13 protein-coding genes and 1 pseudogene are annotated in these 15,774 nt (G+C 36.1%); 5 read left to right on the forward strand and 9 right to left on the reverse strand.

The genetic code is table 11. The features are described from left to right. Positions 1-30: 30 nt before the first annotated feature. Both DEU39_RS20110 and DEU39_RS20115 read right to left on the reverse strand, forming a co-directional pair. Positions 31-759 carry a ZIP family metal transporter gene (locus DEU39_RS20110; RefSeq protein WP_062671185.1) on the reverse strand — a complete coding sequence of 243 codons (729 nt, stop codon included), beginning with the start codon at positions 757-759 and terminating at the stop codon, positions 31-33. Continuing rightward, positions 759-1,484 (reverse strand): class I SAM-dependent DNA methyltransferase, encoded by a 726-nt coding sequence (locus DEU39_RS20115; protein WP_120233145.1) that lies wholly within the window; start codon positions 1,482-1,484, stop codon positions 759-761. Before DEU39_RS20115 ends, DEU39_RS20110 begins: the two co-directional genes overlap by 1 nt. 137 nt (positions 1,485-1,621) lie before the next feature. Here DEU39_RS20115 and DEU39_RS20120 point away from each other — a divergent pair, with 137 nt between their 5' ends. The 3 genes and pseudogenes from DEU39_RS20120 to DEU39_RS24755 all read left to right on the forward strand — a co-directional run. After that, positions 1,622-2,788, forward strand: coding sequence for a class I SAM-dependent RNA methyltransferase (locus DEU39_RS20120; protein ID WP_062671180.1), 1,167 nt, complete (start codon positions 1,622-1,624; stop codon positions 2,786-2,788). Positions 2,789-2,807: 19 nt separating this feature from the next. Further along, positions 2,808-3,230, forward strand: a complete 423-nt coding sequence (locus DEU39_RS20125; protein ID WP_062671177.1) for a hypothetical protein — start codon at positions 2,808-2,810, stop codon at positions 3,228-3,230. A 56-nt stretch (positions 3,231-3,286) separates the two neighbouring features. After that, positions 3,287-3,427, forward strand: a pseudogene (locus DEU39_RS24755) (class I SAM-dependent RNA methyltransferase); the annotation flags it as partial. Between the two features lie 256 nt (positions 3,428-3,683). Here DEU39_RS24755 and DEU39_RS20135 read toward each other — a convergent pair. Both DEU39_RS20135 and DEU39_RS20140 read right to left on the reverse strand, forming a co-directional pair. Continuing rightward, positions 3,684-4,490, reverse strand: a complete 807-nt coding sequence (locus tag DEU39_RS20135; RefSeq protein WP_120233146.1) for a helix-turn-helix domain-containing protein — start codon at positions 4,488-4,490, stop codon at positions 3,684-3,686. Positions 4,491-4,529: 39 nt separating this feature from the next. Continuing rightward, the gene (locus DEU39_RS20140) at positions 4,530-5,543 is read right to left on the reverse strand and encodes an SDR family NAD(P)-dependent oxidoreductase (RefSeq protein WP_120233147.1); all 1,014 of its coding nucleotides are present in this window, start codon (positions 5,541-5,543) and stop codon (positions 4,530-4,532) included. Between the two features lie 208 nt (positions 5,544-5,751). Between DEU39_RS20140 and DEU39_RS20145 the strand changes: the two genes are divergently transcribed. Then, complete coding sequence (locus tag DEU39_RS20145) at positions 5,752-6,756, forward strand: glycosyltransferase (RefSeq protein WP_120233148.1); 1,005 nt, start codon at positions 5,752-5,754, stop codon at positions 6,754-6,756. Between the two features lie 195 nt (positions 6,757-6,951). Here the strand turns inward: DEU39_RS20145 and DEU39_RS20150 are convergent, their stop codons facing one another. Further along, positions 6,952-8,181, reverse strand: a complete 1,230-nt coding sequence (locus tag DEU39_RS20150) for an aminotransferase class I/II-fold pyridoxal phosphate-dependent enzyme (protein ID WP_062671169.1) — start codon at positions 8,179-8,181, stop codon at positions 6,952-6,954. 157 nt (positions 8,182-8,338) lie between these two features. Between DEU39_RS20150 and DEU39_RS20155 the strand changes: the two genes are divergently transcribed. After that, positions 8,339-8,797, forward strand: coding sequence for an Lrp/AsnC family transcriptional regulator (locus DEU39_RS20155; protein WP_034695278.1), 459 nt, complete (start codon positions 8,339-8,341; stop codon positions 8,795-8,797). Between the two features lie 17 nt (positions 8,798-8,814). Here the strand turns inward: DEU39_RS20155 and DEU39_RS20160 are convergent, their stop codons facing one another. From DEU39_RS20160 to DEU39_RS20175, 4 genes are all read right to left on the reverse strand, one after another. Continuing rightward, entirely contained in the window at positions 8,815-9,900 is a 1,086-nt protein-coding gene (locus DEU39_RS20160; protein WP_120233149.1) for a serine hydrolase domain-containing protein, read from the reverse strand. 200 nt (positions 9,901-10,100) lie between these two features. Further along, the gene (locus DEU39_RS20165) at positions 10,101-11,132 is read right to left on the reverse strand and encodes a bestrophin family protein (RefSeq protein ID WP_062671165.1); all 1,032 of its coding nucleotides are present in this window, start codon (positions 11,130-11,132) and stop codon (positions 10,101-10,103) included. 207 nt (positions 11,133-11,339) lie between these two features. Continuing rightward, positions 11,340-13,412, reverse strand: a complete 2,073-nt coding sequence (locus tag DEU39_RS20170) for a thiamine pyrophosphate-dependent enzyme (RefSeq protein WP_062671163.1) — start codon at positions 13,410-13,412, stop codon at positions 11,340-11,342. A gap of 75 nt (positions 13,413-13,487) precedes the next feature. Further along, a complete protein-coding gene (locus DEU39_RS20175; protein WP_120233150.1) occupies positions 13,488-15,611 on the reverse strand; it encodes a S8 family peptidase in 2,124 nt (707 codons plus the stop codon). Between the last annotated feature and the right edge of the window lie 163 nt (positions 15,612-15,774).

A 15,774-nucleotide genomic window follows, 5' to 3' on the forward strand; every position in this document is an offset into this window, starting at 1 on the left:
AAAGCTCTGGATTTCAGAGCTTTTTTATTTTTAATGAGAATGAGCAGTGGGATGTTGATGGAAAACATGCATCATCAATGCAAGTGAAACTCCTAAAACAACCAGCCCGATTTTTACCCAATCAATATTGTGATTTTTATTACTTTCAAAAATAATTACGGATGAAATATGGAGGAAAATTCCGCCTACGATCGCCAGAAAATAAGGCTGAAGATTTGGATTGAAATAATTACCCAATAACATTCCCATTGGAGAAGCCAATGCAAATAAGGCTACAATGAGAATAGAAGGATAAGATGAAGAACTTTTAGATTCTCCCTTTCTGTTAAATAAAAATGCTCCCAGAATAAATGAAATAGGGAGATTATGAAATACAATTCCCCAAAGATAAGGCGACATTTCGTGTTGCTCGTTAGCCAAAGGAATCCCCTCAATAAAAGCATGGATAAATAATCCTACCATTAAAGCAACAGGAAGAATATTGTGTTCGCTATGATGATGGAAGTGCCCGTGTTCAAAACCTTTGGTAAGAGCTTCCAGGATCATCTGCAGCAGAACTCCCGCGATTACGAATATCCCAAGACTACTGCTTCCGGAAGAGGTATAAACCTGCGGAAACACTTCATTAAGACAGATTGTAATCAAAAAACCGGCACTTAATATCAGTAGATTTTTAGCCAGTTTCTCTTTTTTACCAAAGTGTTTTCCCAGAAATACTCCTGTTACGACACTTAAAATCAGTAAAAGTACTGTTGTCATTATTTTTTCTTAAATAAATTGATGCATCGCGGGGAATTTTCTTTCTTAAATTCATTCAGCTGATAATCTCCCCAGATTTTTATTCTTTCAAACCCACATTCAGAAGCATAGGCATGAATGGCTTCCAGAGTATGAAGTTTTACTTTCTCAAAGAAATGAAACGGTTTACCATCGGCTTCAAAACGGATGTCTTTGATGACGTGTCTGCCTTCGATTTTCTTTAGGATTCTGAACTCAATATTCCCTTTCGTGATCGTTGTTTCAGGAACCAAGGTATTTCTTACAAATTCCTCATTCAGATAGTCCAGAACAAAATATCCTCCTGGTTTTAAAGCATTGTAAACTGATTGGAATACTTTTTTATCATCGCTCTCATTGTCAAAATACCCAAAACTTGTAAATAAATTGAATACAGCATCCATTGGATCTGCATCAATAGGATTTCTCATATCATGAACTTCAAAAAGTAAAGTTTGATTTTCGTACTGTTTGTCAGATTCAATACTTTGTCTTGAAAGATCAAGTCCCAAAACATCATATCCTAATTTATTAAGGAAAACAGAGTGTCTTCCCTTTCCACAGGCAAGATCTATGATTTTCGACTGAGGCGGCAACTGAAGGTCCGCTGTGAGCTTTGTAATGAAGTTTTCTGCTTCAGTATAGTCTCTGTTGCTATAAAGCAAATGATAATAAGGGGTATCAAACCAAGATTCAAACCATTCCATAATGCAAAAATAACTAAATTTGTGCGGTTAAAAGCAAAGTATTTTACAACATTAAGAGATTGAAAAATTCAATTGGACAAGAAGTTGAATAGTTAATCTTTTAATTTTTAAAGCTTTAAATCTTTTAATTCAAACTTATGGATACAGAAAATATTAAAATACAGATAAAAACATTCTTCGGATTGGAGCAGATTCTGGCAGAAGAAATCAAAAAATTGGGTGGAAGAAATGTTGAAATTAAAAACAGAGCGGTAAACTGTGAAGGAGATCTTGGTTTTCTTTATAAAATCAATTACTCTGCGAGAACAGCATTGAAAATTCTGGTGCCGATTCATGAATTCAAAGCTTTTAATCAGCATCAGTTTTATGATAGATTGTTTAAATTTGAATGGGAGAACTTTATGGATGTTGACCAGTCTTTCTCTATTGATGCCACTGTAAACTCTGAAACCTTCAAGCATTCTCAGTTTGTGACTTTGAAAATGAAGGATGCTATTGTGGATTATTTCCAGGAAAAATTTAAAAGACGTCCTAATGTAGAAACGAGAAATCCGGATATCAAATTCCATCTTCACATAGACAGAGAATTGGTAATGATTTCAATGGATTCTTCAGGAGATCCTTTGTTTAAAAGAGGATACAGAAGAGAACAGGGAGAGGCTCCTATCAACGAAGTCTTGGCAAGCGGAATGCTTCAGCTGGCAGGCTGGGATGGAAAAGGAAATTTCCTTGATCCTATGTGTGGTTCCGGAACATTATTAATTGAAGCAGCAATGATTGCGATGGACCTTCCGGCTCAGATTTTCAGAAAGAGATTCGGATTCCAGAACTGGAATAACTATGATGCAGACTTATTTGCAAAAATTAAAGAATTCAGAATTAACAGAGTAAGGCAATTTGATGGAAAAATTGTTGGATATGATATTGATGCAAGAATGCTGAATGCTGCAAGAATGAATGTAGAGGCTGCAGAAATGGATGATGTTATTGAGATTAAAAAACAGAACTTCTTTGATTCTAAAAAAGAACTTTTCCCATTATTAATGGTATTCAACCCTCCATACGATGAGAGAATTTCTATTAATGATGATGATTTTTACAAGAAAATCGGAGATACTTTTAAAACGCATTACCCGAATACACTAGCCTGGTTAATCTCTTCCGATCTTGAAGCAGTGAAGAAAATCGGTTTACGTCCTTCAAGAAAGATCAAACTTTTCAACGGAAAACTGGAAACGAGATTTTTACAATATGAAATGTATGAAGGAACGAAGAAAGTACATAAACTGGAGGAGAATAAGTAGGATTTAAAATAATAAACTGATGTTATTAGATCTATTGGGAATAATTGTAGACGCGTTGGGATTGTTTAGCTCGGGCTCAGGCTCGTTAAGTTCAACCTCTGACAGAAAGAGTCTTAATTATGATGAAAAACCTAGAAAAAAGGAATCAAAAAGATCTAAATATTTTACTGAGAAAGTAAGTGCTGTAGCTTTGGTATTAGCGGCATTTGGTTTTTTTATGGTTTTTAAAGATCCTTTACCGGTACAAAATTATACACAAACCTTAATAGTAGCTTCTTTAATAGGAATTGGTATTTCGCTGTTAGTGTTTTTTGTGCTCTATATTTTGGAACTTTATTACTTTAAAACCCCGTTCAAATTGCTTCTTTTCAGTTGTTCAGTGATTACTTTTTTTATTTCTGCAGTATTGTGTGCTTACTTTAAGTCAGGATGGTTTATATAACAGAACGAATCAGGTTTAGTAAAATATATAGACCATATAGCCGGCTGATGTTCCAAGACTTTGAAACAGTGAAGAAAATCGATTGACGTCCTTCAAGAAAGATCAGACTTTTCAACGGAAAGGTGGAAACGAGATTTTTACAATATGAAATGTATGAAGGAACGAAGAAAGTATATAAGTTGGAGGAGAATAAGTAGGATTTAAAATAATAAACTAATGTCCTGGAATTTTTTTGACATATTTGATGTAGTTTTTGATTTATTTGGTCTCTTGGGTTCTGGATCAAAATCGTCACGTTCAAAATCATCTTCACAACCTGAAAGAAAAGCTTTAAATCATAATGTAATATCTCAGAAGAAGGATTCAAAAGATCCGGATAGCTTACCAAAATAATAATTCCAGTGGTAATTAAAATAAAAAACAGGTTGTACGAATGTGTACAACCTGTTTTGTTTATCGAGCCAGTGAAGGCGCAAAGCCATACTGTTTTTTAAAGGCATGTGAAAAATGGGAAAGGTCTTCAAAACCTACTTCCAGAAAAACATCGGAAGGTTTTTTATTCTTTTCTGATAAATGATAATAGGCAAGTTCAAGACGTTTTTGAGTAAGCCATCGCTGCGGAGTTGTTTGAAAAATCTTTCTGAAATCACGGTTAAAAGTTGATAAACTCCTTCCTGTCAGATATCCGAATCGTTCCAATGGCATATTAAACATATAATTCTTCTCCATAAAGTTAATCAGATCTACTTTTCCCGGTTCCTCAAAATCTGCAAGTAAAGTATCGATATCCGGATCAATTTCTCTTAAAATACTGATGGCTTCAGTGATTTTTAGATGAGCGATATTTTCAGGAAGTGTGCCTTCAATCTCAAAGTAAGGAATCAGGGACGCAAGACAGCTGTTCAGAAGCGGATGGCTGCTGAAACTGTGAATGCTGGATTCCCGATGTCCGTTTTTCCTTTCATAATCAACAGAGCTATAAAAATTCTTCAGCCGTTCTGTGGTAAGATGCATTACTACAGCTTTATGTGGAAGCCCATCCTTGGGATAATTGATAATCGTGGCAAGATGATTTCTAGGAATCAGAAAAATATCTCCTGCTTTGAACAGATAGGTTTTGTCTGCCTGAATAATTTTCGTTTCTCCTGATATGAACCATACCAGCATATGATATTCAAAAACCGTTTCCGTTTTGAACAGCTTGTCGTCATAACTGGAAATTTTGATATCCGGAGTGAGGTATTGTATCTGGAAATCCATTGTCAAAAGTTTTTCATTACAAATGTATTTAAAAAACAGTTATTTGGTATCAAATTTAAACCCCAGCATTTCTTCGCTTAATTTCCATAAACGCTCAGCATTGTTTTTATCAACAGAGTAGGGCTGTACTCCTCGAATGGTTGCCGGTTCATCAAATCTATGCTCAATTTGTCCTTTGTCTATTTCAGCAATATCACAGTTTTCGCAATAAACTCCACCTATTTCATTAAGTTGAGGGCTTACAGCACACCAGACTGTTGTTGCAGCACCTTGTGGGATAGTTTTTAATCGTGCTTCCACCTCGGGTTTGATATTTCCATTTTCATCATGCGTTCCAAGCTGTTTAAAAAGTTCAACAGGTTGTTCTCTGCCCAGATCAGTTCCATATACAGAACCAGGATGAAGTGAATACGCTCTGATATTGAATTCTTTTCCTCTTTCATCGAGTTCTACAGCAAACAGATTGCAAGCTGTTTTAGATTGCCCATATCCGGAAAGGGTATCGTAATCTCTTTTTTCAAAATTAGGATCTTCAAAATTAAAAGGAGCCATCTGGTGCCCATAAGAAGAAACGCTGATAACCCTTGCACCATTTGCTTTTTTCAGAGCGGGCCATAATTTTGAGGTAAGATGAAACTGTCCAAAATAGTTGGTTGCCAGTTGGGATTCAAAACCTCTGCTGTCTCTTCGGAGTGGTACCCACATGATTCCTGCATTATTAATGAGAAGATCCAGGCTTCTGTCTGACGCTATAAATCTTTCTGCAAAGGCATCAATAGAGGCAGGATCCATTAAATCCATTTTTTCAAGTTCAAAATTTTCTAGTCCTGTAAGGTTTTTTCCTGCTTTTTCGATATCTCTTGCGGGAATAATAACATGCGCTCCGGCTGAAGTAAGAACTTTGGTAGTTTCAAGTCCAATTCCTGCATAACCACCGGTAATGATGACTGTTTTTCCTGTAAGATCTATTCCTTTGATAACTTCCTGAGCTGTAGAAGATGCATCAAAACCTGATTGAATAGGTTGTTGTAATGTGCTGATCATTGTTTCCATTTTTTATTGGTTTAAATTTCTATAGCAAAATTAGGAGGGATTTTTCGTGTTTATTTTGTTTAAAATGTCAAATGACTTGGCTTAGAATTTCATTTGTAATCTCCATGTAGTAAGGCAGATAAAATTCTCTATCGTTAATTTATCTGAATAAGCTGTTAAACTGTTTGTAGGTTGTTCTGCGAATAAGTAATTTTGAAAAATTTTCAATTTGAAGCCTACTATTTCTATTGTCGTTGCCATTTACAACCGAAAAGATGAACTTTTCGAGTTGCTGACCTCTCTTACTCAGCAGACAGATAAGGAGTTTGAGATCATTATTGTGGATGATGGTTCTTTAATCGATCTGAAACCTACCATTGAAAATTTTGATGGAATCCTGGATATTAAATATTTCAGAAAAGATAACTCAGGACCCGGACTGACAAGAAATTATGGGGCAGCAAGAGCCGCTAACGAATGGCTGGTATTTGTAGACAGTGATGTCATCGTTGAAAAAGATTATATCGAACATATTAAAAAGGATATTCAGGCTATTCCTTGTGATGCGTTTGGAGGAGCTGACAAAGCACATAAAGGATTTAATCTGATGCAGAAGGCTATTTCGTATTCTATGACTTCTGTTTTTACAACCGGAGGAATCAGAGGAAGTAAGAAAGCTGTTTCAAAATTTCAACCAAGGAGTTTTAATATGGGCGTGAAAAAGACTGTTTTTGAAAAAGTAGGTGGATTTTCAGAAATGAGGATAGGTGAGGATCCGGATCTTTCCATGACTCTTTGGGAAAATGGCTTTAACACTGTTTTTTTTGATGATATCGCAGTATATCACAAGCGTAGGGTTGATTTTGGGAAATTCTCCAAGCAGGTTTACCAATTTGGCTGTGCAAGGCCGATTCTTAATCAGAGGCATCCGAACTATGTAAAGATTTCCTTTGCATTTCCTACCTTATTTATGCTGGGATATATAATGGGCTTTCTGGAGTATTTTGTGATGGGCAGAGGAATTATCCTTGCTTTCTACGGATTGTATACCTTTTTGGTGCTGTTTCATGCCTTATTGTTGACTAAAAATATCAGCATTGCCGGAATGGCAGTTATTTCTACCTATATTCAGATGTTTTCTTACGGGTATGGTTTCCTGAAATCATGGATTTTATTGAATGTTTTCCGAATGAAGCCTGAGGAGGCTTTTCCGCATCACTATTATAAGAAATAGCAGGGATAATTATTATAAACGAATTTTAATAGGAATGGGCTTTAGCCCATTCATCAAATAAATAAAATCTTTCAATGGCTTTAGCCTAAACCTATAAAAGATTACACACAACATTTGTTAATCAATATCAAAACAGGTAAGTAGATAAATAAAAAAGGCTGTTTCTCGCAAATGAAACAGCCTTTTACAATAAATTTAGGAAATGGAAATGTTTTCATGGTGGTTAAGAACTCCTACTTTCAACATACATTCCTTCATTTTTTGGTAAGTTCTTTTGATATCGTGGTCAAGACCGATGGAGAATCTGATCAGTCCGTCTGAAATCCCTATGGAAGCTCTTTCTTCTTCAGGGATTTCAGATGAGGTAGATTTTCCTGAGCAAGAGAATAGGGTTTTATAGAATCCTAAACTCACGGCAAGATACCCCAGATTTTCTGTCTGCATCAGTTCCATCAGTTCGTTTGCTTTTTCTGTTGTTCCGGCGTCCAGAGTCAGTAATCCTCCGTATCCGTATTCTTCATGAATCATACTTTTCATTAATTCATGGTTTTTGTGGGATGGTAAGCCCGGATAAGATACTTTTAAGCCATCTTTTTCAAACCTCTCAGCCAGATACATGGCATTGTGGCTGTGCTGTTTGATTCTGATGTGTAATGTTCTCAGGTTTTTTAATATGCTTGAAGATCTTAAACTGTCCATCGTTGGACCAAGAAGCATACACGCACCGGAATTTACATTTTTGGTGTCATCAATAAATGACTGAGTTGCACAATATACTCCTCCTACCGTATCACTGCTTCCGTTGATGAACTTTGTCAAACTGTGAATTACTACATCAGCCCCGAATAATGTCGGAGAGATAGAAAGAGGAGAGAAGGTATTATCTACAATCAGCTTCAGATTGTGTTTTTTACAGATTTCGGAAAGTTTTCTAAGGTCTGCTACTTCAAGCAGCGGATTGCTTACACTTTCGCAATAAATGACTTTAGTATCTGGAGTGATAGCTTTTTCTATAGATTCAAAATTATTGATATCTACAAAAGTGGTCGCTACATTGAATTGAGGGAAGAAATTTTTAAGAAAAGCATAAGTTCCTCCGTAGATCGTTCGGCTTGAAATAATATGATCTCCACTTTTGCACACCTGCATCAAAACAGAAGTAATCGCTCCCATTCCGGATGCTGTAACGTTGGCGGATTCTGTGTTTTCCATCTTGGCAAGAGCCTGCGCCAGATAAAGATTCATTGGCGATGAATGTCTGGAATACAGATAGCATCCTTCCGCATTTCCTTCGAAAGTATCAAACATTGTCTTTGCAGAAAGGAAGGTATAGGTAGAGCTGTCAGAGATAGAAGGATTCACTCCCCCGAATTCACCAAAATACTGAAGATCCTGGATCTCATTGGCTGCGTTAAAGTTTTCCATAAATATTGTTTTTATTTTATCGTTCCAATTTGCATTAATTTCCTAATAATTACAATATAAAATTGAATTTGTAGAATATAAAACTGTAAAATATTGTTTATTTAGAAAAAATATTTAGTATCTTCGATATTATTAAATTTTTACCAAAAAAATATCTATGGAACTTGACGAAACAGATAAGAAACTGTTACTTTTTTTACAGGAAGATTGTAAGCAAACCACCAAAGAGCTGTCCGGTAAGCTTGGATTATCTGTAACAGCAATTTATGAGCGTGTAAAAAAGCTTGAAAATGCAGGTGTTATTTCAAAATATGTAGCCTTGCTGGACAAGAGTAAAGTTAAGAAAAATTTTATCGTGTTGTGTCATGTAAAACTAAGTCAGCACAAAAAAGAATTTGTACTGCAGTTTGAAAAGGAAGTGATGGATCTCCAGGAAGTAACAGAATGCTTTCATGTAAGCGGAGATTATGACTATATTCTTAAAATAGGAGTGAAAGATATTGAAGATTACCGCAGTTTTATGTTAACAAAACTTACAACGCTCCAACACATTGCAAGTACGCACAGTTCTTTTATGATTTCCGAAGTGAAAAATACGACGGCAATCATATTATAGATAAATTTCCCACTCAGTTATTGGTCTGCTTTGGTTATTTTATCAATGAAATAATGGAGTCTTTTAATCTCTGTTCTGCCTTTATTTTTATCATTCAGAAAGCAAGTGGTTACAATGACCATTTTTAAATCAGGAATGACACAGATAAGCTGTCCGCCATATCCGGTTGCTACGAAAGCCTGGTGCCCATTGGTTTTTCTTCGCCACCAGTAATAGCCGTAACCGTTGGCATTCGGCATGACATCCCAGGCATCCAGTTGTACCTGTTCAGAAGTAGATTCCTGAATCCATTTTGAAGAGACGATTTGTTTGCCGCTAAATTTTCCGTTGTTCAGGATCATTGTACCAAACCTCAGCATGTCTTCAGGTTTCATAAACATTTCCGAACCTGCAATATTCCTGTTCATGGAGTCTGTATCCCATCGTGGAGTATTCATTTTTAACGGCCTGAAAAGATTTTCTGTAGCGAACTGTTTCAGATTAGTCTTTACGATTTTAGCTAATGCCGCACCGAAAAGATGGGTTTCACCACTATTATAATTGAAGACTGTCCCCGGATATTCTTCAAAAGGAAGATCCAGTACAAACTTTACAGGATCACCGGAAAATGACATGGCTGTTGAAATTTTTGAATTTTCAACCCAGTCAAAACCACCCTGCATGGTCAATAGATTTTTTAACGTTAATGTATTTCTGATGGAATCATGAGCTACTTTTCCTTCAATATTTGAAATGTTTTTGAAGCTGCTTCTCGATATATTGTATTCCGGAAGAATTTTTAAAACCGGAGTATTGAGGTTGGGAAGTATGTTTTTATCCTGTGCGATACCTGCCAGCACAGAAACGATACTTTTGGTAACAGATTTTATACTGAAAATAGTCTCTTTATTGGCACCATGGAAATACTGCTCATAAATTACCTTATTATTTTGTGAAACAATGAAAGATCCCAAAGAAGAAATGCTGTCATTAATTTCTTTGGTAAATCCGTCCGTAAACTCTTTGGGTAACTCTTTGTTGAAAGCTGCCTGTGATTTCACTTTAGGGGAGAATAAGGCAAGACATACCATTGTGATAGCCTGCAGAAGTTGGTTGGATTTCATTGTTTACAAAAGGAAGGATAAAATTATTAGTTGATGGAAAAAGTAAAAGCTAAATCAATTCGGATGAATCAATATAGCTTATGCTTTCAATGCTTCTAAATTATGAAAAACAATGAACTTTTTGAATACTTTTTAGAGAATATTTTAAAGTTTTACAATGATTTTGATATAAAGTTTAGGTCTTCAAGATAACTAAGAAATTATACCAACACTCCATTTTTAGAAGAAATAGGATCCGGAAGGTCTGTTTCTCCGCTCATCTGAAGAAGGTCTATTTCAATCGTTCTGCAGATTGAAAGCATCGGAACATCAAACATTAATCCTGCAAAAGGATTTTCAGAATAATCTCCTACCAGTTCCATAATGATATAAATCCATCCGATAATGATACAGAAAGGAATAGAAGTCCAGATTCCCCAGTCGCCAAGCTTTGCAAACTCATTCACTAATCCTAGTGGAAGAAGCATGATAAAGAGAATATTGAAAACAAAGGCTGTGCTGGCAAACTGTCTTGGAGAAGGAAATTTCTTGATTCTTTCTGCCTGTCCCTGAAAATTGTAGAATTCATTCAGTGCGTTCTGAAGCTGTGTCTGATTGAAATCTGTGATAGCATTCATGTTTTTCAGCTCATTGATATCTTTTGCCTGTTGGGCAACCAGATAGGTGGCGAAGTTTTTATAATCGTTTTTGAGTTCGTATTCTTCTTCCGAAAGGTATTTGTGCAGGAAAATAGGAGCTCTTCCGTAGTCAGGAAAACCGGCTTTTATTAACCTGTTTCTTCTCAGGTTGATATTCCCGAATTTATTATTTTCTGTGCTGATATGCTCCCATTCTGTAGGAATCAAAAGTTGTTCCCGGAAAGTATATAACCATGCTATGTGACGGTAGACGATTCTTTTTTTACGGTCTTCAAGATCAAAAACTCCAATTTCTTCATTTTTAGTATCGAAGGCATATACCATAGAGGCAAATGAACGGCTGGAATTCACAATTCCACCCCAGATTTTTCTGGCTTCCCAAAGTCTGTCATACGCCTGATTGTTTTTAAAACCTACAAGGAATGCTTCTGCCGTACCAATTAAAGCTACAGGAACCCATGGAATCGTCATCCACTGCCAGTTGAAAAAATAGAACAGGACAGCGATCAGAGTACACCAGATTGAAATCAGTATAAGATGAAAACCCGATAAATTGAGAACCTGTTTATAATTGACGTATTTTGTAGTGATCATAAAAATGGATGTGTTTTGCGTGTATAGACAAAATAAATACCAAACTGGGATTAATTGTATTTTGTAGTAACTCTCAGATAATGGATAATTGTGTTTTCTTGGTTGATAATAGATTAGAATTGAGATTGATAATCTTAAATAAAAGTAGTGAAAAAAATGCATAAAAAAACCTCTAAATATTTTTAGAGGTTTTAAGTTTATATAAAATTAATATTTCAGCATTTCTTCGATCTTACTGCTGAGCTTTTCAGCATTTGGGAGCATCTCTTTTTCCAGCACAAGATTGATCGGAACAGCAGGTACATCCAGTGATCCCATCGTCTCTACCGGAGCATCAAGATACTTGAAGCAGTTTTTAGAAATACGATGCGCAAAAGCTTCTGCAAAAGAGTTGTTGAGTTGCTCTTCTGTAAGAACGATACATTTCCCGTGCGCTTTTACTCTTTCAAAAACAAGTTCTTCATCCAGAGGAATTAATGTTCTTAAATCAATTACTTCAACTCTTCCATTGAAGTTTTTGGCTGCTTCTTTAGCCCAGTAAACTCCCATACCGTAAGTAACCACTAATAAAGTTCTGCCTTTTTCAGTTTCATCTTTATCAGCTTCAATGATCACTTTACCTTTTCCGAATGGAAGAACATAATCTTCAGCAGGTTCTATCGTTTTAGCATCTTCAGTTCCCGGAACTTTACTCCAGTATAATCCTTTATGTTCCAGCATTACTACAGGGTTCGGATCATAATATGCTGCTTTTAATAATCCTTTAAAATCGGCAGCGTTACTTGGGTATGCTATTTTGATTCCTTTGATATTGGCTAAGATACTTTCAACACTTCCACTGTGGTAAGGACCACCACCTCCATAAGCTCCGATAGGAACACGGATGATATTGCTTACAGGGAATTTTCCACCACTTAAATAATTTGATTTTGAAATTTCCGTAATCAACTGGTTGATTCCCGGATAAATATAATCTGCAAACTGGACCTCAACAATTGGCTTAAGCCCAACAGCACTCATTCCTGCTGTAGATCCAATGATATAAGCTTCCTGGATGGCTGTATTGAATACTCTCTTGCTACCGAATTTTTTTCCTAAAGTAACTGTTTCACGAAAAACTCCACCAATTCTTTCCCCTACATCCTGTCCGTAAAGAAGTGCTTCCGGATGTTTCCACATCAATTCCTGTATTGCGTGGATGGCAGCATCTACCATTACAATCTTTTCTCCATTGGCAGGTTCACGAGTTCCTGTTTCCTCTGTAATTGGAGTAGGAGCGAAAACGTGCTGCATTACGCTTTCAGGCTTTGGATCCTCTGCATTTTTAGCTTTTTCAAAAGCTTCTTCTGCTTCAAGACGTGCTTTTTTAGTGATTTGCTTTAAAAGATCTTCATCAACACCTGTTTCCAGTAAATGTTTTCTAAGGATCTCTCCCGGATCTTTGGCCCTGTGTTTTGTTAAATCTTCTTCGTCTCTATAGAATTCTCTTCTTACTCCTGAAGTGTGATGGCCGATCAATACCGTTTTGGCACAGACAACAAGAGGCTTTCTTTCTGTTCTAACAAAATCTACGGCTTTTTTCATGGCTTCAAAACTTTCCACAAAATCAGTTCCATCTACTCTCATTCTGCTTAATCCGGTAAATCCAGCTACGAAATCATAAGCGTCACAGGTTCTTGCCTCGTCTTTTGTTACGGAAATTCCCCATTCGTTATCCTGAACCAGGAAGATGATAGGAAGCTGGTGTAAAGCTGCAAATTGTAAAGCTTCACTTACTTCACCTTCTGTAACGGAATTGTCTCCAAGGCTGCAAACCACAACAGGATTATTTTCAAATTGCTGAAGGTTGAAATCCTGAATGTATTTGATACCCTGTGCTACTCCTGTCGTAGGAATGGTCTGCATTCCTGTAGCAGAACTCTGATGAACAATTTTTGGTTTGTTTTCATCCCTACTTGAAGGGTGTGAGTAATATGATCTTCCTCCCGAAAAAGGATCATCAGCTTTGGCTAGTAATTGAAGCATTAATTGATAAGGTTCAAAACCAATTCCTAAAAGAATACTTTCGTCTCTGTAATAAGGAGAAACCCAATCTTCTTTCTTTAGTTGATAAGCTGTTGCAAGCTGAATAGCTTCGTGACCTCTGGAAGTACTGTGAACGTATTTGCATACATTTCTGTTTTCTTCGTAGATGTCTGCCATGGCTTTTGCCAGCATCATATGATTATACGCTTTGAGTAATATATCCTGAGAAACTTTTTCGTGAAGTGCATTTTCCATAGGAAGCAAATATACATAAAAAAACAAAATACTAACAACTGTTAGTATTTTGTGTAAAATCTTTGTTGATATAGGTTATTCCTTGATCACTTTTTTAGAAATAACATCTTTGTCTGTTTTTATTTCAATGATGTAAATTCCTTTTGTGTAAGCGGATAAATCTACTGTTTCTTTATCATTATTAATGATGCCTGTCTGTAGTTTTTTACCTGAAAGATCATAAACATTAAAAGTAGACTTTTTAGGCGCTTTTAATATATTGGTAAAGTCTTTTACAACAGTTGGAGCTACTGTTACAGCATCCATTGCGAATCCGGTTTCTTTAGTTCCCAATACTTCAGTAAATCCTGTTACGATAACAGAGTAGTTTTGAGGAGAAGTAACACTTGGAGAAGCGTTATTCTTTAATGTTCCTTTATGAGAAATTTCAATTCTGTAAACAGCTCCTGGTGTCGGAGTATCAATAACTACCTGCTCAACATTGTCCACTGTATTGTCTCCTTTTGTTGCTGGCAACATTGGGTTATTGGCATCCAGTTTCCACGGAAGGTAAGTTGTGTTGTTTGTTGTATTGATAATTTTTACATCTAAATCATTAATTAATCTTGAGGTTCTGTTGTTGTATAGATTATCCCATTGATTCGTAATGTTGGTATACTCTGGATCAATCCAGGATATAGTTACTTTTAAAGGTTCAGTTCCGGATGCTTTAACTGTTTTGGTATTAACTGCACCATTATTTAATGTTTCATCATTAAATATGATGGTGTTGTTGGATTTTCCTACAAGAAGTTCAGCACCTTTTTTGGCATTAATGTATCCCCATCCGTACCATGGATCTGGACCTATCTGACCAGCTTCAAGAGCTGAATGCACCATTAAAGTTTTTGAAGCAGAAGCAATAAGCTGAGCATTGTTGAACAGGGATTTATAAATCTGCATCCAAAGTCCAATAATTCCGGCTACCTGAGGAGCTGCCATTGAGGTTCCACTATTCACCTGCCAGGTTGTACTTCCTGTTGTATTTTCTGCAGTAGATGCCATCCAGACATCGGTGCCCGGAGCGGAAATATCTGGTTTAATACCACCATCATCTCTAGGTCCTGCACTACTATAATCAGACTTTAAAACATCTGTAACGGCACTGTATCTACTGTTATTTGTAGTAATAGGATCTGTTGCTCCAACTACAATAATATTTTTAGCCAATGAGCCATAACCTATACAGTCATAACCTTGTGCACAGTTAGCAGGTGGTTCTGTACCTGTTGCATAGGTAGAATACCCCGATCCATTATAATAATAAGCTGTTGTAGTACTGCCTGAATATCCTGGTCCGAATCCGAAATAATTTCCGGCAGATTTCACGATAGTATAAGTTGGGTTATTATAAACGATAGCGTCATAAGATCTGTCGTTTGTATAATAGGTTCCCATTAGATCGTAATTAGTTCCGGAAATATAATTTCCTCCCCAATACCATCCGTTAGCAGGATATCCGTTTGCCGTAGTTTTATAATCCCAGGCAGCATTTATACCATAAGAGTGATTGGATATTTTAGGTTGGGCCAGCAAGATTTTATCAAATACAGTACTTGTAGTTGAGTTACCAGGTAATGTTGTTGTTGCAAATCTGTAAGAATCCATTGTTGAATTTAATGCAATTCCCATTGCATTTCCTGTGACTACAACTCCATTACTTGTGGCTGATAAAGGGGAAGATTTAGCACCAATAATACTTGCTACACCTGTTGAATGGGCACTATAAGCATTAGTGGCTGCTTCTTTGTTGGAAATTCTACCTGCCGCGTTATTAAAAGCGGTATGAGCTTCATAAATTCTTCCTCCATCAAAAATTGCATATACAATTCCTTCACCTTTAAATGATCCGGCTAGACCATTGACACCTCCGGCAGTTGTTAGGGCATCAACATTGTTATTTAAAATTTGAGTTTGATCTTCTGACTGGTAAAAGTTGGGAACATTTCCACTAAACCCGGCCAGATTTTCTCTCATTTCCTGAATTATTTTTTGAGTTTCAGGATTTCTATCACTACCAAATCTTCTAGAAACATAAGAGTCAAACTTTTCATTATTCTCTTTGTTTTGTCTTTCAAATTCTCTCTTTAAACCATCGTTGTTTTGAGCACTTACTAAAGCTATTGCTAATGTGCTGATGAGAAGTAGATGTTTCTTCATTTTAGTTGTTGAAATATTAAAATTGTAATTTGTCAAATATATGGTAAATATTTAGTAATTAATAGTTTTAAATGAATAATTCTAATTTTTTTAATTGCATTTTAATATTTTATTTCAACATTGTTTGAGTTGGTTGTTTTTTTTACAAAACGAAATTGTTTAG

This window comes from Chryseobacterium sp. AG363 (assembly GCF_003610675.1).
Lineage (GTDB): Bacteria > Bacteroidota > Bacteroidia > Flavobacteriales > Weeksellaceae > Chryseobacterium > Chryseobacterium cucumeris.